Source organism: Candidatus Kinetoplastibacterium blastocrithidii (ex Strigomonas culicis) (assembly GCF_000319245.1).
GTDB lineage: Bacteria > Pseudomonadota > Gammaproteobacteria > Burkholderiales > Burkholderiaceae_B > Kinetoplastidibacterium > Kinetoplastidibacterium blastocrithidiae.
Genome location: NC_019814.1, coordinates 616301 through 638958 on the forward strand (window position 1 = coordinate 616301; position 22658 = coordinate 638958).

Sequence of the window (22658 nt, forward strand, 5' to 3'; positions counted from 1 at the left end):
TAATCCGCTTACTTAACTAACATAATCTTAAATTTATTAGCAAATGCTTGTTCTATTAACGCCTTTTGTTGCTCTTGGTGTTTTGCCATATAGCCAACAGCAGGAGAAGCAGAGGCATTACGTCCAGAATAGCCTAATTTCTGGCCATACGACATATTTTCATACAAGTGATGATGTATATAAGACCAAGGACCTTGATTTTGCGGCTCATCTTGAACCCATATAACTTCTGTTGCGTTGGGATATTTTTGCAGCTCAGTTTCAAATGACTTATGAGCAAAAGGATATAATTGCTCAATACGAATAATTGCAACATTATTAATTGATCGGTCACGACGTGCATTCAACAAATCATAATAAACCTTACCTGAGCAAGCCAAGATACGTTTAACCAATTTTGCATTTATCGATTCATCTGTCTCTCCAATAACCATCTTAAACGCACCATCAGAAAAATCAGACAGAGGAGAAGCTGCATCTTTATTACGTAACAGAGATTTTGGTGTGAATATAACTAATGGTTTACGAAATTGTCTTATCATCTGACGACGCAATACATGAAATATCTGTGAACCTGTAGTAGGCTGTATTACCTGTATGTTATTATCAGCGCATAGCTGCAAAAATCTTTCAATTCTTCCAGAAGAATGTTCAGGACCCTGCCCCTCGTAACCATGAGGCAACATCATAGCCAAACCTGATTGACGTCCCCATTTAGCCTCACCAGAACTTATAAATTGATCTATAACTACTTGCGCCCCATTAGCAAAATCCCCGAACTGTGCTTCCCATATTGTCAAAGTATTTGGCTCAGAAGACGAAAATCCATATTCGAATCCCAAAACCGCCTCTTCAGATAACACTGAATCTATTACAGTAAATTTTGCCTGAGAATCCGATACATTCTGCAATGGTATATATGTACCATCATTCCAACTCTCTCTCTTTTGATCATGCAATACAGCATGCCTATGAGTAAAAGTACCGCGACCAGAATCTTGTCCAGTTATACGCACAGAATATCCAGAAATTAACAAAGTAGCATAAGCCAGATGCTCTCCCATTCCAAAATCTAAATTTAAATTACCATTAGCCATATTGCGTCTATCATTCAATACTTTAGTAACTAATGGATGAGGGTTAAATCCTTCTGGAACTTTGGTTATAATATCACCTATGCGTTTTAACTCAGATACAGGAACTGCTGTGTCAGCATAATCAGTCCATTTAGAATTTAAAAACGGAGCCCAATCTGTTGCATATTTACTCTTGTAATCTGTGAGCACAGGTTCTGTAGTTTTGTGACCATCTTCTAGAAGCTTTCTATATTCTTTTACTAATTCATCTGGCTCCTCATCAGTTAGAATATTCTGAGCTACAAGCTTATCTGCATATAATTTTCTAGTTCCAGGATGACTAGTTATACTTTTATACATAAGAGGTTGAGTTAGCGCAGGAGTGTCTTGTTCATTATGTCCAAGCTTACGGAAACAAACTATATCAACAACAACATCACGTCCAAAATTCATTCTATAATCAAGAGCTAATTTTGTGACAAATACCACAGCTTCAGGATCATCTCCATTGACATGAAAAACTGGAGCTTCTATCATTTTTACAACATCTGTACAATAAATGGTAGAACGTGCATCCCTAGGATCTGATGTGGTAAAACCAATTTGATTGTTTATAACAATATGCAAAGTACCACCAGTACCATAACCTCTGGTTTGAGCTAAATTTAAGGTTTCCATAACGACACCTTGCCCAGCAAATGCAGAGTCTCCATGAACAAGAACTGGTAAAATCTGTTTACCACTGATATCGTGGCGTCTTTCCTGTCTAGCTCTAGCACTACCTTCTACAACAGGATTTACTATCTCTAAATGAGAAGGGTTAAAAGCTAGCGATAAATGCACAGGACCGCTATCAGTTGCTATATCACTAGAAAAACCATTGTGATACTTAACATCCCCGTCACTTAAAGCCTGGGAATGTTTGCCTTCAAACTCGGCAAACAAATCGGTTGGGGTTTTACCTAAAATATTTATAAGAACATTTAGCCTACCACGGTGAGCCATTCCGACTATAATTTCTTGAATACCTAATGATGATGAGTGCATAACAACAGAATCCATAGATGCTATGAAACTTTCACCACCTTCTAAAGAAAATCTTTTCTGTCCAACGTATTTAGTATGCAAAAATCGTTCAAGACCCTCTGCTTCAGTCAATTGTTTTAGGATATGACGTTTATTATCAGAGCTCAAAAGATCTTTTCCATGACTTGATTCCATGCGTTCCTGTATCCATCTTTTAGAAGCTGGATCAGAAATATGCATAAATTCAACGCCGATAGTATCACAATAAGTATCACGCAAAGCCTTAATAATTTCACGTAATGTCATTGTACTTGAAGTTGTAAAATACGTATTGCTTGCAGAGTAAGTCTGATCTAAGTCAGCCTCTGTTAATCCATAAAAAGAAGGATTCAACTCTGGTATTTCCAGTCGCTCCCTTCTTTTCAAAGGATCAAGATCAGCCCAATTGGATCCCAAAATTCTATATGCAGCTATTATTGACTGTACGAAAACCTGTTTAGAGGCAATAGACAAATCTGGAGCAGACTGCGATTTAACAAAGGAATTTGTTTTTGCTCTTTGTGCAAATGACTCAACTATTGGAGCATGAGCCTGATCTCTAGTGCAATCACTACCATCTACTGCTGGGGAGTGCTGCAATTTATCAAAATACTGACGCCAGTTATCATCTACAGATCCTGGATTATCAAGATAAGCTTCATAAAGCTCCTCTATATACGGCGCATTTCCGCCAAATAAGTAAGATGTTGACAGTGATTCTTTATTCGAAGACATAATTCGCTTCACCTTTTCGAGCATTTCGCCGACACGATGCAGGGGATAAAACCTTCCGCGACACGGACTTCCCGTTCAGCGGATAGCAATGGGCAGAAGGCACGTGCAAAACTTAAAACATTTAAGCCATATTGGCCCTTAGTATGTATTGTATTACAACTCTCTAAAATTAACAGTATCTTGCCATAATACAACACTATTCTAGTCTTACAAAAGACTAGTTAGTAATAAAATTATTTTTCAAACTTATCAAGTGATATATCAGATTAAATCTTAAACATATAAAATTTAACTAAGATCTTTCAATACGACCGGCATTGCAATTAATTTTTAAAAAAATTATTAATTTAAAATTTAATAGATAAGGAAAGTAATGATTTTTATGGTTAATAAATTATTCTAAAATTCAAATTACTACACAGTTTATTATTATCTCATACTAAATCTAACTATATCTTCCTATTTTTTATCGTTAGCAAACTTTGTTGTAAAAAAAAATAGATAATGTTGACTATTTAAAACAGAAATATGAATTAGTTTTAAATTTTGTGTTAGTGTACTTCAATGGTGAATATTACCTTGAGTAAATAAGAGATGAATTAAAAATCGTAAAAACTCAAAAGCCCCACTGAGCTAATTATAAAGTGGACGAATATTCTTTGCTATAACATTTCCAACTAATATAAGACCATGGATGATACTTTAAATCAACGCGCGCTAGATTACCATGCATTCCCTACTCCAGGAAAAATATCTGTAACACCAACGAAACCATTAAACAATCAAGACGACCTTTCTTTAGCATACTCACCTGGAGTGGCTGCTGCTTGTATGGCAATAGTACATGAAGGAGATGCGGCCGCATCTAAATACACTTCAAGATCTAATTTAGTAGGTGTTATAACAAATGGAACCGCTGTTCTTGGATTAGGTAACATAGGGCCTTTAGCATCCAAACCAGTAATGGAAGGAAAAGGTTGCTTGTTGAAAAAATTTGCTGGAGTCGATGTATTCGATATAGAGCTTGCTGAAAATGATCCAGACAAAATCATAGATATAATAGCTGCTCTAGAGCCTACTATTGGAGGTGTAAATCTAGAAGACATAAAAGCACCTGAGTGTTTTTATATAGAAAAAAAACTACGTGAGAGGATGAAAATACCAGTTTTTCATGACGATCAACATGGCACTGCCATAATATCTTCAGCTGCTATTCTTAATGGTCTGGAGGTAGTAAAAAAAGACATAAGCAAAGTGAAACTAGCATGTTCTGGTGCCGGAGCTGCTGCTATCGCTTGCCTAGACTTGTTAGTCAGACTAGGAATGAAAATAGAAAACATATTTGTTGTTGACTCGCGTGGTGTTATTTGGGAAGGTCGCGATGAAAACATGGAAACAAATAAGAAAAGATATGCGCAAAATACTACTTCAAGAACATTAGCTGATGTCGTAAAAGAAGCTGATATCTTTTTGGGATGCTCTGCTGCAAAAGTTTTGACACCAGAAATGGTAAAAACTATGGCCCAAAACCCTTTAATTTTAGCATTAGCTAATCCAGAACCTGAAATATTACCATCACTAGCTAAATCAGTAAGACCTGATTGTATAATTGCAACTGGACGTTCGGATTATCCTAATCAGGTTAATAATGTACTATGCTTCCCATTCATATTTCGCGGAGCATTAGACTGCGGAGCGACCTCTATAACAGAAGAGATGAAGCTTGCTTGTGTTACGGCAATTGCAGATCTTGCAAAAGCAGAACAGAATGATGAAGTTGCATCTGCATATTCAGGTGATGATTTAAATTTCGGCCCAAATTATATTATACCAAAACCTTTCGATAGAAGACTAATCTCTCATGTTGCTCCAGCTGTAGCTAAAGCTGCACAAGAATCTGGCGTAGCCACAAGGCCAATTAAAGACCTGGATGCCTATAGGCAGAAACTTAACAATTATGTTTATCATTCCGGCCAACTTATGGACCCATTATTTGTTAAAGCAAAACAGGATCCTAAAAGAATTATATATACAGATGGAGAAGAAGAGATAGTTCTAAGGGCAATACAGACAATCGTTGATGAAAAATTGGCATACCCAATATTAATAGGTCGTGATTCTGTAGTAAAAGAGAATATAAGAAAAGCTGGCCTAAGACTTCAGATAGAAAAAGATATTCAATTGATTGATCCTGAGGATGAAAAACTTTTAGAGAAAAATTGGAAACATTATTACAAACTAAAATCTAGAGATGGTGTTACACCAAAAATTGCAAAATCGATGCTTAGAAAACACAACACTTTAATAGGATCGATGCTTCTCGAAAGAGGAGAAGCTGATGCACTTATTTGCGGAGTTTCTAGCAAATACGATAATCAGCTTAAATATATTAGTGAAGTTATAGGAAAGAAAGAAAATCAAACATTTGCCGCTTTAAATGTACTAATGCTTCCTGAACAAACATTATTTATTGCCGATACTCATGTTAATGAAAATCCTACTGCTCAAGAAATTGCAAACATAACCATACAATCAGCTAACGAAATGTTACGATTTGGATTTATACCAAAAATAGCTTTGCTCTCTCATTCTGATTTTGGCAGTAGAATTACGGAGTCTTCAAGAAAAATGTCAGAGGCTTTAAGAATAATAAAAGAGCTAGCACCAGACCTAGAAGTAGATGGCGAAATGCATGCAGACTCTGCTCTATCAAACAATATTAGAAAATCTTCTTGTCCAGATACTCATCTTAAGGATACAGCTAATTTGCTTATAATGCCTAATCTTGATTCTGGCAATATTGCATATAATCTTCTAAAAATGACAGGAAGCAAAGGAGTGGCAATGGGACCAATACTTCTTGGCGCAAATAGACCTGTACATATATTGACGAATAGCACCACCGTAAGAAGAATAGTAAATATGACAACATTAGCAGTTGTAGATGCTCAACAAGAAGATTAAATTTTCTTAGACAATCTAATCTAGGCAAAATCATAATAAATTATAATTTTGCCTAGTGCGATATTTTTTCCTGCAATTACAGAAAAAATACGACAAACACTACATTAGATAATCGTAATTATATTTTATAGCGTTTTATTTATGTAAAAAACGCATTATATATAAAAACTCTATTAACTATTCACAAATTAATATGTATTATTATCAAGTGGAAGATTGATAATAATTACTTAATAACTAATTAAATGAAAAATAATAGCAAAAATAATCTAATTAATAAGAATAAGGTTTTTGATGTTTTTGTTCCTTGTCCTAATGGAATAGAATTAAAGCTAAGCGAAGAATTAAGGTCATTAAACATAGATGTCGTTAAAACCAACAAATCAGGTTGCTATGCAAAAACATCGTGGGATGATATAGAATATATAAACCTAAATTCTAGGATTGCTAATAGGGTGCTATTGCAAGTATCACATTCATCATACATAAAAAATGAAAAGGATATTCTAGAAATATCACATAATGTAGAGTGGGAAGAATGGTTCAGACCAGAATACTCTATAAGAGTGGACACTTCTTCAATAAATAGTAGTTTTATTAGTAATCAATATTGCAATTTACTAGTTAAAGATGGTGTTTGCGATAGATTTAAAAGAATTTTTTCTAAAAGACCAAATGTAAATACCATAAACCCTGATATAAGAATACATTTATTCATTGAAAAAAACTCTGTAACTATCTACCTGGACACTTCAGGTGAATCACTATTCAAAAGAGGATGGAGATTAAGTAAAGGTGAAACTCCATTAAAAGAAAACCTAGCTGCCGGCATAATAGCATTATCCGATTGGGATCCTAGATATAATTTATTAGATCCATTCTGCGGTAGCGGAACTATCCTTATAGAGGCGGCTTCAAAATTAACAAATACTCCCCCAGGAATATTAAGGTCATTTGGATTTGAAAAAATAAACCTTCATGATAAGAGTAAATGGAATAATCTAAAAAAAGAATCAATTGCTAGTATAAAAAAAAATATGGAAACAGAGATAATAGGATTTGATATAGATAGAGAGGCTATAGATGCATCTGTTAATAATTTAAAAATATCTGGTTTACATACAAATAATTTAAGATTTATACAAAAAGACTCAAATAACATTGGAAAATTAAATATACCAAGTGGATATATTATAACAAACCCTCCCTATGGCGAAAGAATAAAAAATGACAACGACATAAAACTATGGCAAAATTTCTCAAAAAACTTAAAACAATACTTTTTTGACTGGAAAGTGAATATTCTATCTAGTGATTTAGACTTGCCTAGAAAATTAAGACTAAAACCAAAAAGGAAAATTCCATTATTTAATGGAAAGCTTGATTGCAGATTATTTCAATTTGATATTGTCGAAAAAAGCTATAGAAATAATTAGCTATAGCTTTTTTCTGATCTTTATATTTTTATGTCTATCTATATTATGTTGTAAAATGCTTCTTTTCCGGGGTAATTAGCCATATTACCTAACGCCTCTTCTATTCTCAATAACTGATTGTACTTAGCCATGCGATCAGATCTTGATAATGACCCTGTTTTTATTTGCATAGAATTTGAAGCGACAGCTATATCAGCGATAGTAGAATCCTCAGTCTCTCCTGAACGATGGGAAACAATAGATGTATAACCGTAACGCTTTGCCATTTCAACCGCAGAAAATGTTTCTGTAATAGTGCCTATTTGATTAATTTTAATCAAAATAGAATTTGCTATACCATCATTTATGCCTTTTCTAAGAATATTAGTATTTGTTACAAATAAATCATCACCTACTAACTGAATATCATTACCTAATTTATCTGTAAGAATCTTCCATCCTTCCCAATCATTTTCAGCCATGCCATCTTCAATAGATATAATTGGATATTTATCACACAAAGAAGCTAAAAAGTCAGAAAATTCATTAGAAGTTAGAGCAATTCCACCTTCGCCATTTAATACATATGAGCCATTTTTATAAAATTCAGAACTTGCGCAATCTAAGCCAAGATAAATATGTTTTCCAGGCTCATATCCAGCCTCACTAATTGCTTCTAAAATAAGTTTTATAGCCTCTTCGTGATTACTTATATTCGGAGCAAAGCCACCTTCATCCCCAACGGCTATAGACATTCCATTATAACTAATTATTTTTTTTAAGGTATGGAAAACCTCAGACCCCCAACGTAAAGCCTCTTTAAAACTCTTGGCTCCAACTGGTAATATCATAAACTCCTGTATATCTAAATTATTATTTGCATGAGCACCTCCATTAATAACATTCATCATAGGAACCGGCATACTCATCAAGCTGCTACCACCTAAATATCTATAAAGAGGCAAACCCGAATCTTCAGATGCAGCACGAGCTACTGCCATGCTAACTGCTAAAATAGCATTAGCTCCAAGTCGCCCCTTATCTTCAGCACCGTCTAATTCTATCATGATATGATCTATATAAGATTGATCATAAGCTTCAAGTCCTATCAAAGACTCTGCTATTTCTGTATTAATATTTTCAACAGCCTTTAATACTCCTTTGCCAAAATAACGATTGGCATCACAATCCCTAAGCTCAATAGCTTCTCTTGTTCCAGTAGAAGCCCCTGATGGAACTGATGCTCTACCGATAGAACCTGTTTCTAAAACAACCTCACACTCCACTGTTGGGTTGCCACGAGAATCAAGTATTTCCCTACCCAAAATATCAACAATAGCACTCATAAAATATTATCCCAAAATAATAAAAAGATATAAAATCAAGTCATCTGCAAACATATGAGAATATAAAAAATAATTACCGAATTATTAAATAATTGATATTTATATAATTTTTCAGGCTAAATATACCTATTCCCCTTAACAATATTATCTATATCTACCAAAGATTTTAAAAATGACTCCACACTATCTAGTGCAACAGAATTAGAACCATCAGACTTTGCCTCTGATGGATTAGGATGTGTTTCTATGAATAAACCAGAAATCCCCACCGCAACTGCAGCACGAGCTAATACAGGAACAAAATTAACATCTCCTCCTGATGATGACCCTTTAGAACCAGGTAATTGAACAGAATGTGTAGCATCAAAAATGACTGGGCAATTAGTATCACGCATGATAGATAGTGATCTCATGTCTACTACAAGATTTCCATATCCGAAAGAAGATCCACGTTCACATACCATAATACCATCAGTATTACCACCAACTTCCTGTACAGCACTCCTAGCTTTATTAACTACATGAGTCATGTCATGTGGCGATAAAAATTGCCCTTTTTTTATATTCACTGGTTTTAATGTTGCAGCACAAGCTTTTATAAAATCTGTTTGTCTACATAAAAATGCTGGGGTTTGTAAAACATCAACAACAGAAGAAACAACATTAATCTGATTTATATCATGTACATCAGTAGTTACAGGTATACCATATTTATCTCTTATATCGCATAAAATTTGTAATCCTTTTTCTATGCCAATACCCCTAAAAGAACTATCAGATGATCTATTTGCCTTATCAAATGAACTTTTATAAATGAAATTTATATTCATATTATCAGTAATATCTTTCAATACTTTAGCAGTCTCAAAAGCAATTTCACTTGATTCAATAACACAGGGTCCTGCTATCAAAAACAGTGGGCAATCTATACCAATATCAAAGTCTAATAATTTCATTTAAACACTTTTAGAAAATTTTCTATTTATAATTGCTTTAACGTAATCTATAAACAATGGATGACCATTACGAGGAGTAGAAGTGAACTCAGGATGAAATTGCACACCTATAAACCATGGATGATCATTCAATTCGATAACTTCTGTTAAATTCTCTGATGATGTGCTAGCCCCTATAATGAGCCCAGCATCATTTAAACATTTTAAATAATTATTATTGACCTCATATCTGTGACGATGTCTTTCATAAAGACTAGCACCATATATACCATTTGTTCGAGTGTTGTTTTTTACAGAAATATTTTGAGCTCCCTTCCTAAGAGTTCCACCTTTATCAGAATCAACACTACGTCTTTCTATTTGCCCACTAATATCTTTCCATTCATTTATTAAAGCTATTACAGGATATTTTGTATCAATGTCAAACTCCGTACTGTTTGCGTTTCTTAGACCAGCTACATTTCTGGCAAATTCTACAACGGCAAGCTGCATACCTAAACATATACCTAAAAAAGGGATTTTATTTTCTCTGGCATAATTAATTGCCATAATCTTACCTTCTATACCCCTATTACCAAAACCACCAGGAACTATTATCCCATCTAAATTTTTTATTAAATCTATTCCCTTGTTTTCGATATCTTCTGAATTTATGTACTTGATATTAACTCTAGAATTTGTATGTATGCCAGCATGCGCTAAAGCCTCAATTAAAGATTTATAGGATTCAGTGAAATCTATATATTTACCAATTATTCCAATATCAACATCACAGCTAGGATTTTCAATCCTCTCTACTAGTTTTTTCCAAACAGAGAGATCAGCTGGTGATGGATTGAAACACATAGTTTTACATACTATATCATCTACTCCTTGTTCCTGAAGTATGGATGGAATTTTATATATAGAGTCAACATTCCAAACAGATATTACTGATTCCATTGGAACATTTGAAAACATCGATATTTTAGATCTTTCCTCGCTAGAAATACGTCTACTAGCTCTACATAGGATAACATCAGGAAATATACCTATCTCACGTAATTTTTGTACAGAATGCTGTGTTGGCTTGGTCTTTAGCTCACTAGATGAAGATACTGATGGCACTAATGTAAGATGCATGAAAAAAAAATTACTCCTGCCTAATAATAAACTCATTTGTCTTACTGCTTCTAGAAAAGGTAAAGACTCTATATCACCAACAGTTCCACCTATCTCTACAATTGCTATATCAGCGTCACCTTCAAAACTATTATTAGCTCCTTTAACAATAAAATCTTGTATTTCATTAGTAATATGCGGAATAACTTGTACAGTATTCCCAAGATAATCACCACGACGTTCTTTTTTAATTACAGAATCATAAATTTGACCTGTAGTAAAATTATTAAATCTAGTCATTCTAGTAGATATAAAACGCTCGTAATGACCTAAATCTAAATCAGTCTCTGCTCCATCCTCTGTGACAAACACCTCTCCATGCTGGAATGGGCTCATAGTGCCAGGATCTACATTAATGTATGGGTCCAACTTTAACATAGTTACACGAAGACCTCGTGATTCTAAAATAGCAGCTAATGAAGCAGCAGTGACTCCTTTCCCTAGAGAAGAAACTACTCCACCGGTAATAAATATATACTTAATCATCGTATTCTAATGGCAAATTGAAATAATAGTGCATCAAGTATTAAACTAAGGCACTAATGAACAGAAAGTTACAAGCAATAAAAATATACTAATATCATAACTTCTTTGAGGAATTTTATAACAATCTTTGTTATATATATATATATATATTGACCAAGATAACATAAAATTTGCGAATATTATGGACTTTACCATTTTTTATAATTTTAAAGATTATTAATATTCGTAAAACATCTATCTATAATTATTTGGATTTTATATTATATATTCATAGTAAATTATGAAATTAATATGTAGTATTGGATCTTAGCTTAGCATTATATTAGTTCGTATCAATTTAATAAATAGTATGGGAAACATATGCACCAAGAAGAATCCGTATATTATGATGTTATTATAGTCGGAGCTGGACCTTCTGGCATATCAGCAGGCATTAAACTTAAACAGCTAGCCATAGATAAAAAAACAGATATAAAGGTTTGCATAATAGAAAAGAGTCTAGAGCTAGGTGATCATATCTTGTCAGGAGCCATTGTAGATATAAAATCTATCAGAGAGCTGTTACCTAATTTCAATGTTGAGGAATCAGGATTATTTACAGCAATCAATGAAGAAAAATTCCTATACCTCAAAAAAGATAAATATTTTAATGTGCCTAATTTTCTTTTGCCAAATTGCCTAAAAAACAATGGCTGCTATTTAACTAGATTAGGACATTTAGTCAAATGGATGGGAAACAAAGCAGAAGAATTAGGAGTTGATGTTTTCACTGGATTTGCAGCAACAAATTTATTGTACAACTCTAAAGATGAAGTATGTGGAATAACGACAGGAAGCTTTGGTTTAGATAGAGAAGGAAATAAAACTAGCCATTTTCAAGCAGGATTAAATATATTATCTAAGCATACCGTATTAGCAGAAGGATCTAGAGGAAGCTTAGGAAAAAAAGTTATCGAGCACTTTAACCTTGATAAAGAAAGAAACCAACAAAGATATTCTATTGGAATAAAGGAGATATGGGAAATAGATCATAGCAAATCAAATCCTGGGCTTGTAGTTCATACAATTGGTTGGCCGTTAGATGATAAAGCTAATGGCGGAGCTTTTCTGTATAATATGGATAAGGACCTTGTATCTGTCGGCATGGTTATCGATCTAAACTATAGCAACCCTTGGTTATCACCATTCGAAGAATTTCAAAGTTATAAAACTCACCCTGTAATAAACAATATTTTAGAGAATGGAAAAAGATTATCATATGGTGCTAAATCTATAACAATGGGAGGATTATTATCCTTGCCTAAACTATGCTTTAAAGGCGGCATATTAATAGGATGTGATGCTGGATTTTTAAACTCATCTCGCTTAAAAGGTATACATACTGCAATAGAAAGCGGAATAATTGCTGCAGAATCAATTATAGAAAGTATGTTGCTAGATAAAAATACTGTAGAAAATAACGAGCTAGTTATTTACACTAAAAAAATTAAAGCATCAGGTCTTTATAAAGAACTGAATAAATCTAGGAATTTTAAACAATGGAGCAACAAATATAAAATAGTTGCATTATTAATGATAGTATTAGAACAAAAAATATTTAGAGGTCATTTCTTTTGGAATCTGTATTCGAAAAAATCAGACAATGAATCCCTGAAGCCAGCAATTTTTTTTGATCAAATAATCTATCAAAAGCCTAATTATAAAACAACATTCGATATAGACAGCTCAGTTTTCTTATCAAATACTCGTTATGAAAAGAATGAGCCTGTACATCTAAAAATCAATAATTCGGAAACACCTATACTCATAAACCTAAAATACTATGCAGGACCTGAAGCTAGATATTGTCCAGCAGGAGTATATAATTTTATCAAGGATGAAAACGGCAATCACAAGCTACATGTTAATTCAGAAAACTGCATACATTGTAAAACTTGTGATATAAAAGACATTACACAAAATATAACCTGGGAGACACCTCAAGGAGGTAGCGGCCCTGCTTACAACGGTATGTAATTTTCTAAAAAGGACCTGATAATTTATCAAAAATGGATATATTCTCTACAGTTGAAATATCTTGGTTAATATCCTCACCATTAGCAATAGATCTTAGTAATCTCCTCATGATTTTACCAGATCTTGTCTTTGGTAGGCTATCACAGAATATAATATCTTTTGGTTTAGCTATAGGCCCTATTTCACAAGAAATCCAATTACGTAACTCCTTCGCTATATTGATAGCCTCATCTTTAGAAGGCTTATCCCCCTTCATAACTATAAAAGCAACCACAGCTTCACCAGTAGTATCATCAGATCGTCCTATAACAGCTGCCTCTGAAACCTTAATATTTGAAACCAAAGCTGATTCTATCTCCATTGTTCCTAATCTATGACCTGATACATTTAGAACATCATCAATCCTACCCATAATCCAAAAATATCCATCACTGTCACGTTGTGCCCCATCTCCTGCTAAATAATAGCCACGAAGCTCTTCTGGAAAATAACTTGTTATAAAACGTTCGGTATTTCCCCATATATTACGTATCATTCCAGGCCATGGTTTTTTAATCACTAAAAATCCACCGGTAAAGTTGGGAACTTCCTCTCCAGACTCGTCAACTATAGCAGCAGATATTCCAGGAAGAGGTAATGAACAAGAGCCTGGTTTTAAATAACTTAAACAAGGCAACGGTGTTATCATGTGTCCTCCTGTCTCTGTTTGCCACCAGGTATCAGCAACTGGACAATTCCCTTTACCTACATTTTCATAATACCATTTCCATGTATTAGGACTAATAGGCTCACCGACAGATCCTATTATGCGCAAACTACTGAGATCAAAATTCTCTGGATGTACATTGTTATCAATATCTGATGATTTTATTAAAGAACGTATAGCTGTAGGAGCAGTATAAAAAACACTAACTCTATGATTTTCTATCATTTTCCAAAATCTAGCAGAATTAGGATAAGTTGGTACTCCTTCAAAAATTACCTGTGTAAGACCTATAGACAAAGGGCCATAAGCAATATACGTATGTCCAGTTATCCAACCAACATCAGCTGTGCACCAAAAGATATCGTTATCATGAGTATCGAATGTCCATCGCATTGTCATTTTAGCCCATAATAAATAACCTGCGGATGAATGTTGTATACCTTTAGGCTTTCCGGTTGATCCTGATGTGTATAAAACAAATAAAGGATGCTCTGCATCAACAAAAACAGGATCACAATAATCTAATTCATTTTCCTCTATATCATTCATCCATAAATCACGACCATTAAACCAATTAATATCGCTTCCAATACGCTTATAAACAATAACATTTTTTATATTTTCACACTTTCCTAAATTAATTGCATCGTCAACAGCTGCTTTTAATGGTATTTTTTTACCACCTCTTTTTTGATAGTCAGAAGTAATAATAATAGATGCTCCAATATCTAATATACGCTCATGTAAACTCTTAGAAGAAAACCCGCCGAACACCACGGAATGAATTATCCCTAGTCTTGCACAGGCTTGCATAGCTACAATTACTTCAATAGACATAGGCATATATATTACACATCTGTCTCCGATTTTATAACCTAGATTTTTTAGACCGTTCGCAAATCTACAAACTCTTTTAAGTAAATTCTTATAAGTAATACTTGTGATTTCGCCATCATCAGATTCAAATATAATTGCAGTTTTATCTGAGTTTCCATTTGTCAAATGAACATCTAAACAATTAAATGTTACATTTATTTTTCCATCTATAAACCATTTATAATGAGGCTTGTTAGAATCATCCAATACCTTAGTAAAGACCTTAGACCAAGATAAAAGCTCAGTAGCGTAATCACCCCAAAATTTTTCAAAATTATTTTCTGCTTTTAAACATAAATTTTTATAAGATTCATAGCTAGGAATTGATGCTCCTAACACGTTACAATTTGTATTTGATACCTTATCATCTGTCATGAACGACTGGATCGCATTAGACATAATGCTATCTCCATTTAATTATTTTTTAAATTTTTATAACACAAATATTTTTACACTAATCAACTAAACGGCTATAAGTGAATCTATGCCTGCTCTAGCTATATCAGCATCTTCGTTTGATTTTGCTCCAGATACACCGACAGCACCAATAATATTATTTTCTATAATAATTGGCACGCCACCTTCTAACATTCCTTCTATTATGGGAGCTGATAGAAATGAATAACGACCAGAATTTATTATTTCTTCATATACTAATGATTCTCTTCTGCCTAAAGCTGATGTCTTTGCCTTAGCTAAGGATATATGGGATGATATTGCTGGTGCTCCATCAAGACGCAACATTCCCAATAGATGCCCTCCATCATCTACTACTGATATTGCCACATTCAAATTTTTATTTAATGAATACAACTCAGAAGATTTTATTATTAATTTTACATCATCTGCTGTAAGAAAATATTTAGACTTCATAATTACCTCTTTATAAAATACAATCTAATAATTAATTCAAATTATTAATAACATATACAGTTCCATATATGATTAAATATAAAATGGAATAGTATATTTACATGGTCTGGGTACTAACTTAAATAGAAAAGCAAGGTTGATTAATTCTCAAACAATCCTAATATATCCTAGTCAAAATGGAAAACATAGAAGCAAACTATAAACACCTAAGATCGGCTATAAAGGCAACTAAACTTGTAATAAATATTTGCTTGGTTACAATGATAGTTTTTGTGTTATCTATTGTTACAGGGTGCTCTACACTAGATAGTTATAATAAAACTAAAACTAAAACAAAGAAGTATTATAATAGAATTCAGGAACAGAAAAAGCTACATTCTACCGTAAAAAATAGCTTTAAAAAATCTGATATTAAAAAGAAGAATAAAAGATTCTATCTTTTTGTTAGTGAGGCATTGGATAATTTAGGCAAACCTTATCATTTTGGTGGGGAAAATCCACGTGATGGGTTTGACTGTAGTGGTCTAATTTATTATTGCGCAAAAAAATCTTTAAATATAAATCTACCAAGAACATCTAAAAAAATCGCAGAAATGAGTAAGCCAGTGAAAAAAAATCAATTGCAAACTGGTGACTTACTATTCTTTAATATAAATAGAAATAAATATTCACATGTAGGCATATACTTATGTGATGATCTTTTCATACATTCGCCTAGAAGTGGTAGGTATGTAGAAATAAGCAGCATTAAAAAAAGCTACTGGTCTAGAAAATTTATAGCTGCCCATAGAATAATAAAATAGTATCTAAATAAAACTTGTATTACTCCTTATATATGAATTTAAATTTAATATTTGGTTCATTAGAAACATATTAAATAATATAACTAGTATATGAGGCATTAATACGCCAATGAATGAACTAATATTCTGATAAAAAACTAAAGATCTTACCAAATTTGTCAAACTTATATATAGAAAACATATCAACAAAGATATAAGTGAATTTATAAATCCTCCATTTCTAGTATTTATAAATCCTAGCGGCACCGCCAAAAATGATAAGTTTAAAAACATTATAAAAGATGAAAAACGCCAAACTATATGGAAGATAGAAGACAAGCTGTTATCATGTATTAAATCAATTATAGAGCTACATTTTAATAATTTGTTTTCAGAATTTTTCACATTGTTATCACTATTAAAATGCATGCCATAATTATCGAAATGATATAAAAAAGAGTCTAGTCCTGATATACTAGGAGGCATATCTAAGCGATCTACATTGCGCATAACAATAGAGCTATTATCTCCATTTATTACAAAATTTACTCTTTCTGCCACTATTATAGATAGATAACCATCTTCTGTAATTTTATTAATAAATACATCACTACATACTAAACTTGTATTAGTACAATTTTCTGCAAAAAAAATGAAATTATTATCGCTAGATTTTATAAATCTACCTGAGGAGTTTTTATATAAATTTACTTGGCTTTCTTGTGAATATATATTGTTAATTTTATCAATCTGCCGATAAGCCCACGGAGATAAAAATAGTGATAAGATTAGAACAATTATAGATATTGGTGCTGATACTTTAGATACAGGAATAAACCAATTTTTTAAAGATACTCCACTGGAAAGCCATACAATCATCTCATGTTCTAAACTACTACGCATTACAGTAAATAGAACAGCAATGAACATCGCAACTTGTATAATAATAGGAGATGCTGTAATTAATGATAATACTGACAAGATAAAAATTATTTTTATAGATATTACTTCGAAATGAGTAATTAAACGAACAACAAAAAAACATATCCAGACCATGGTTAATACTAATAACTGTATAGAAAAACGATTAATAATTTCTCTAGCTACAAAGTGACTGAATATTGACTGCATCAAAATATTTAAACAATATATTATTATAGGAATAAAAAATTACATGGAAATTAACATATCAAACAATATCAATAAAATACATGAAATACAAACTGAAGCTATAAGTATAGGTATATTTTCTGATGAGGATTTAATAAATAGCTCTGAGATAACCAGGAAAATAGATAGCGACACCATTATAAATCTGATAAAAAATGATTTTCAAGCAAATATAGGACAAATTATAGTTTTATATAATATAAATAACATATTAGCAAAAAGGATAATCTTAGTAGGGTTAGGAAAAAAAACAAAATTTAGCGTCGATAATTACATAAGAGCCGAAGAAACATTAGTAAAAACATGCATTTCTCACAATATTAGCGAATATTGCTCTGCTTTGATAATGCGACTGGATACCAATATATGCAAAAAGACTGCAATAAGAAATGCTGTTATATCAATTAAAAATGCTACGTATAAATATACTGAAACAATAAGTGAAAAAGAAAACAAAAAAATAAGATGTTTTACAATTGTAACGAACGAAAAAGATCAAGAAAAAATAAAAAATGGTGCAGATGAAGGTAACTATATAGCAAATGGCATATCACTTTCTAGAAAACTTGCAGATTTACCTAGCAATATATGCACGCCATCTCATATAGCGAAAACAGCTAAGGAATTAGCTGATGAATTTGATTCTATTAGCGTAAATATTATGGATTACGAACAAGTATATAAACTAGGCATGAGAGCATTTATATCAGTAGCTAAAGGATCAAAAGAACCATTAAAATTTATAGAGATAATGTATAAAAGCAATAAAAAAAACAATAAAGACCCTATAGTTATAATAGGAAAAGGCATTACTTTTGATTCTGGCGGAATTTCATTAAAACCTTCTAATTCTATGCATGAGATGAAATATGATATGTGTGGAGCTTCTACTGTAATCGGCCTGTTCAAAGTAATACCACAATTAAAAATAGATCGCGATATAATAGGACTAATACCAGCCTGTGAAAATATGCCTAGCGGAAACTCCAATAAGCCAGGTGATGTTGTATCTAGCATGTCTGGGAAGACAATAGAAATTATCAATACTGATGCTGAGGGACGATTAATTCTATGTGATGCATTAACCTATGCAAAAAAATTTAATCCGGATCTTGTAATTGACATAGCAACATTAACTGGAGCTTGTGTTATTGCTCTTGGAAATGTTTATACAGGGTTATTTTCAAATAATGATGAAATAGCAAAAAAAATCATACGAGCTGGAAAATCTTCTAAAGATCCAGTTTGGAGAATGCCCGTAGATATATCTTATTTAGATTTATTAAAATCAAATTTTGCTGATTTGTCAAATACAGGAGGAGCATCTGCTGGAGCAATAACAGCTGCTTGCTTTTTATCAGAATTTGCAGAAACATATAAATGGGCACATCTTGATATAGCAGGAACAGCTTGGAAAAAAAATAATAAAGGATCTACAGGAAGACCTATTCCATTACTAGTAAATTTTTTGATAGATATTAATAATGGAAATTAATTTTATTTTTGGAATAAAAAAAAGGATGGATGCTGTCTGTCAAATAATAAATGGATACTATCTAAATAAAAGGAGAGTAGTTGTATATTCTAACGAATATGATATTTTATGCAAACTAAATATAATGTTATGGACTTTCAAAGACGTATCTTTTATACCACACTCATTCTATCAAAAAAAAAACAATTGCGAAGAGGAATATATAATTATTTCTGATTATCTATCACAAACAAGCCACATAAAAAACAATGAGATGTTGTTGGTTAACATGTCTAATATCTTACCCTTGTGTTATAATGACTTTGATTGTGTCGTAGAGATAGTAACAGAAGATGAACAAGAGCGCAGTGAGGCTAGGTCTAGATGGAGGACTTATAAAAATGATGGTCATATATTGACAAGTTGTCATTTTAATGATTTAGTCTTTTCTAAATAGGACGTTTTTGTCGCGCAGTCAAATAATATAGATATTTATCTTGAATGATTAACGTGTAACCTATAGACTTACATTTACAATAAATGTAGGTTTGGGTGATTTTTGTATTTTAGATAAAATAATCCTCAATATAGAATCTATTAACTAATAATAATTAGAGGTTAAAAATGAACAATTACCGATCATCCCAATTTAGAGCAAGCGTTGTTATAGATCAGAATGGTGAAATTGTACGTAATAATGTCTTGCGTAATACATACTGGTTATTAGCTATTTCTCTAATACCAACCGTCTTAGGGGCAATTTTTGGAATAGTTTCCGGAATAAATTACGGAATGTTATCGAATCCTGGTATATCTACGATAGTATTTTTTATCGGAGCTTTTACCTTAATGTCTTGTATTGAAAAAAATAAAAATAATATTTTTGGTGTGTTATTCCTCTTAGTATTCACTTTTTTCATGGGTATAATGCTTTCTCGTCTGTTAGGAATAATAATAGGCATGCATAACGGGGCCCAGATAATATCTATGTCTTTTGGCGGCACTGCTATAATCTTTAGCGTAATGAATTTTTTGGCAAACACTACAAAACGTGATTTATCTAACTTTACAAAATGGGTTTCTATTGGAGCGGTATTAATGTTATTCGCAGCAATAGCTAATATATTTATGCATATTAGCGCCCTTTCTTTAACTATATCTATGATATCTATTATAATATTCTCATCTTTTATTCTAATTGATATTCAAAGAGTTGTTAACAATGGCGAGACTAATTATATATCAGCAACCTTAGCAATATATTTAGACATATATAATGTCTTTAGTAATCTATTAATAATTATTGGATTTATGAATAATAACAGAGAATAATTTAATTAGATGTAGTGGAGTAGTGGAGATTAAATAGGATTTTTTTGGTTAATAGTTCTTTACCTCCTAGCATAGTCTCCATCCTTCTTCGCAAGTCTAAACGTAAAACAGGCTCCAATCCCTGATTATTAAAATCAGGCTCTGATTTATCAATTCCGTATCCTATTTCTTTTAATAAAAACCACTCAAATCTCCTTAGAATACTAGCTTTGTAATTAGACTTATTACATAAATATTTTAAAGAATTACTGTATTCATCAAATAATGAAGGATGAGAATCCTCACTAGCCAGAGAATATAAAATTAATTCATTCATGTACCAGGCAGACATTAATGAATCACCCGGAAGTAAAAATATCTCTCCTAAATCAGCTCTAACTAGAGTTTTTATATTAGAAGTATTATTTTTCCAGGCCAACAACAAATGCTGAAAAGACAATAAAACAGGCCTTAATTGAGAATATGGTCTCTTAGCCCCTTTGGCAACAATAGAAATACAACCATGATTACGAGAGAATATTTTTATAATTGATGAGGTTTCCTTCCATGGGATACTATGCAAAACATAACAATCATCCTCTACAAAACTAGATTTAAATCTACTCATAGCCCATGATTTCCAAAAATTCTTTTTTATTAGACCAATTTTTGCAAACTTTTATATATATTTCCAAATATACTTTTTTATCTAATAGTTTCACAATATCTTGACGTGATTCTGTTGCAATGCGCTTCATATGCAATCCATGTGATCCTAATAATATTGCTCTATGGGTAATACGTTCCACAATTATACATGCATATATATATACAAGATTAGCCTGCTCATCCCATTTTTCTATAATTACAGCACACTTATAAGGTATTTCATCACCAACAAGCCTAAAAACTTTTTCTCTTATTATTTCAGAAACAAAAAATTTAGCTGGTCTGTCAGTTAAAACATCATCATCAAAAATCTTTTCTTTATAAGGCAAATATTTAGAAATATCATGTAATAAAGGTTCAAGTTGATATTTTTTAGAAGCACTAATAGGTATGACTGAGCTATATGGATAGTATTTAGTTGCATTATTAATAAATGGTAATAGTAAGTTTTTATCTTTTAGTAAATCAATTTTATTAATAGCCAGTAATACTGTTTTAAATTTAGGTATTATCTCTAATAAATTATTGTCTTCATTATTCCACTTACATGCTTCAATAACATGTACTACTATATCAACATCCATTAAAGCTTTACTTACTAATCTATTCATCATACGAGTCATAGTGCTTACATACTTTATTTGAAACCCAGGAGTATCTACAAAAACAAATTGCTCATTGCCCCTAGTTAGAACTCCATTAATTTTATGACGAGTAGTTTGAGCTTTTTTGGAAACTATAGAAATTTTTTCTCCAATCAATGCATTATTAAGAGTAGATTTACCAACATTTGGACAACCAATAATAGCAATAAATCCAGACTTGTACTTTTCTATGGAATTTTTCATTATAAGTTTAAAAAATTATACCTTTATGCTTTTATATAAATAACAATCTAAATAATTTGAAGATGTTAATATATTAATAGCGATCTTAGCAGCTGCTTGCTCAGCAGAACGTCTTGTATCACCTAATGCTTTTGTTTTTATATTGAGCTCAGATATAATACATTCAATCTCAAAGCGTTGATTATGCGCAGCTCCATTTATATTAACTATCAAATAACGAGGTAGCGATATCTTTCTAGACTGTAATAACTCTTGCAGTAAACTTTTTGCATCTTTACACATAGTCTTTAGATCTAGATTATTCAAAAGCTTAACAAATTGCTTTTCAATAACAATTCTGGCCTCATTAAAACTAGAATCTTTGAAAACAGCTCCGAATACTGCCTCAAGACAATCAGCTAATATTGAGGGTCTATTACAACCACCACTTTTTAACTCTCCATCGCCTAACTTTAAATATCTTGATAAATTTAAATCGCTAGCTATTGTAGCTAAAGAATTTTGCTGAACTAGTCTGGCTCTCAAACGTGATAATCCACCTTCATCAATATCTGAATACTTCTCAAATAAAAAAATGGTGATTGCAAAATTAAGTACAGAATCCCCAAGAAACTCTAACCTTTCATTATGAGGAGAACCATAACTACGATGAGTAAGCGCTAGTTCCAATAAATTATTGTTACTGAATTTATAATTTAAACTATATTCCAATTCAAGAAAAGACATAAT

At 32.1% G+C, this 22658-nt stretch carries 17 protein-coding genes; 7 read left to right on the forward strand and 10 right to left on the reverse strand.

Going from position 1 to position 22658, the window contains the following annotated elements; translation table 11 throughout:
• Window positions 1-8: 8 nt before the first annotated feature.
• Entirely contained in the window at window positions 9-2876 is a 2868-nt protein-coding gene (locus CKBE_RS03005) for a 2-oxoglutarate dehydrogenase E1 component (protein ID WP_015238114.1), read from the reverse strand.
• A gap of 690 nt (window positions 2877-3566) precedes the next feature.
• Here CKBE_RS03005 and CKBE_RS03010 point away from each other — a divergent pair.
• On the forward strand, window positions 3567-5840 hold the full coding sequence (locus CKBE_RS03010; RefSeq protein ID WP_015238115.1) for an NADP-dependent malic enzyme: 2274 nt from the start codon (window positions 3567-3569) through the stop codon (window positions 5838-5840).
• A 245-nt stretch (window positions 5841-6085) separates the two neighbouring features.
• The gene (locus tag CKBE_RS03015) at window positions 6086-7276 is read left to right on the forward strand and encodes a THUMP domain-containing class I SAM-dependent RNA methyltransferase (protein ID WP_015238116.1); all 1191 of its coding nucleotides are present in this window, start codon (window positions 6086-6088) and stop codon (window positions 7274-7276) included.
• A 38-nt stretch (window positions 7277-7314) separates the two neighbouring features.
• Here the strand turns inward: CKBE_RS03015 and eno are convergent, their stop codons facing one another.
• From eno to pyrG, 3 genes are all read right to left on the reverse strand, one after another.
• Window positions 7315-8601, reverse strand: a complete 1287-nt coding sequence (gene eno / locus CKBE_RS03020; protein WP_015238117.1) for a phosphopyruvate hydratase — start codon at window positions 8599-8601, stop codon at window positions 7315-7317.
• 116 nt (window positions 8602-8717) lie between these two features.
• Entirely contained in the window at window positions 8718-9557 is an 840-nt protein-coding gene (gene kdsA / locus CKBE_RS03025; RefSeq protein WP_015238118.1) for a 3-deoxy-8-phosphooctulonate synthase, read from the reverse strand.
• Complete coding sequence (gene pyrG / locus CKBE_RS03030) at window positions 9558-11204, reverse strand: CTP synthase (RefSeq protein WP_015238119.1); 1647 nt, start codon at window positions 11202-11204, stop codon at window positions 9558-9560.
• A gap of 360 nt (window positions 11205-11564) precedes the next feature.
• Between pyrG and CKBE_RS03035 the strand changes: the two genes are divergently transcribed.
• Window positions 11565-13220, forward strand: coding sequence for an electron transfer flavoprotein-ubiquinone oxidoreductase (locus tag CKBE_RS03035; protein WP_015238120.1), 1656 nt, complete (start codon window positions 11565-11567; stop codon window positions 13218-13220).
• Window positions 13221-13224: 4 nt separating this feature from the next.
• Here CKBE_RS03035 and acs read toward each other — a convergent pair whose 3' ends face one another.
• Both acs and CKBE_RS03045 read right to left on the reverse strand, forming a co-directional pair.
• Entirely contained in the window at window positions 13225-15201 is a 1977-nt protein-coding gene (acs, locus tag CKBE_RS03040; protein WP_015390038.1) for an acetate--CoA ligase, read from the reverse strand.
• A gap of 63 nt (window positions 15202-15264) precedes the next feature.
• Complete coding sequence (locus CKBE_RS03045) at window positions 15265-15675, reverse strand: GlcG/HbpS family heme-binding protein (protein ID WP_015238122.1); 411 nt, start codon at window positions 15673-15675, stop codon at window positions 15265-15267.
• Between the two features lie 176 nt (window positions 15676-15851).
• On the opposite strand from CKBE_RS03045, the gene CKBE_RS03050 reads away from it, so the two are divergent.
• Window positions 15852-16478, forward strand: a complete 627-nt coding sequence (locus tag CKBE_RS03050) for a C40 family peptidase (RefSeq protein WP_015238123.1) — start codon at window positions 15852-15854, stop codon at window positions 16476-16478.
• 3 nt (window positions 16479-16481) lie between these two features.
• On the opposite strand, the gene CKBE_RS03055 is transcribed toward CKBE_RS03050, so the two are convergent.
• A complete protein-coding gene (locus tag CKBE_RS03055; RefSeq protein ID WP_015238124.1) occupies window positions 16482-17588 on the reverse strand; it encodes an LptF/LptG family permease in 1107 nt (368 codons plus the stop codon).
• Between the two features lie 43 nt (window positions 17589-17631).
• Between CKBE_RS03055 and CKBE_RS03060 the strand changes: the two genes are divergently transcribed.
• The 3 genes from CKBE_RS03060 (at window position 17632) to CKBE_RS03070 (ending at window position 20433) form a co-directional block, all read left to right on the forward strand.
• Window positions 17632-19122, forward strand: coding sequence for a leucyl aminopeptidase (locus CKBE_RS03060; RefSeq protein ID WP_015238125.1), 1491 nt, complete (start codon window positions 17632-17634; stop codon window positions 19120-19122).
• Window positions 19112-19558 carry a DNA polymerase III subunit chi gene (locus tag CKBE_RS03065; RefSeq protein ID WP_015238126.1) on the forward strand — a complete coding sequence of 149 codons (447 nt, stop codon included), beginning with the start codon at window positions 19112-19114 and terminating at the stop codon, window positions 19556-19558. The genes CKBE_RS03060 and CKBE_RS03065 overlap by 11 nt, the downstream gene beginning before the upstream one ends.
• Before the next feature lie 167 nt (window positions 19559-19725).
• Window positions 19726-20433 (forward strand): Bax inhibitor-1 family protein, encoded by a 708-nt coding sequence (locus CKBE_RS03070; RefSeq protein ID WP_015238127.1) that lies wholly within the window; start codon window positions 19726-19728, stop codon window positions 20431-20433.
• 1 nt (window position 20434) lies between these two features.
• Here the strand turns inward: CKBE_RS03070 and recO are convergent, their stop codons facing one another.
• Genes recO through rnc form a run of 3 tightly spaced genes read right to left on the reverse strand, consistent with a single transcriptional unit; the run spans window position 20435 to window position 22655 of the window.
• Complete coding sequence (recO, locus tag CKBE_RS03075; RefSeq protein ID WP_015238128.1) at window positions 20435-21040, reverse strand: DNA repair protein RecO; 606 nt, start codon at window positions 21038-21040, stop codon at window positions 20435-20437.
• The gene (gene era, locus CKBE_RS03080; RefSeq protein ID WP_015238129.1) at window positions 21033-21929 is read right to left on the reverse strand and encodes a GTPase Era; all 897 of its coding nucleotides are present in this window, start codon (window positions 21927-21929) and stop codon (window positions 21033-21035) included. The genes recO and era overlap by 8 nt, the downstream gene beginning before the upstream one ends.
• Window positions 21930-21944: 15 nt before the next feature.
• The gene (gene rnc / locus CKBE_RS03085; RefSeq protein WP_015238130.1) at window positions 21945-22655 is read right to left on the reverse strand and encodes a ribonuclease III; all 711 of its coding nucleotides are present in this window, start codon (window positions 22653-22655) and stop codon (window positions 21945-21947) included.
• Between the last annotated feature and the right edge of the window lie 3 nt (window positions 22656-22658).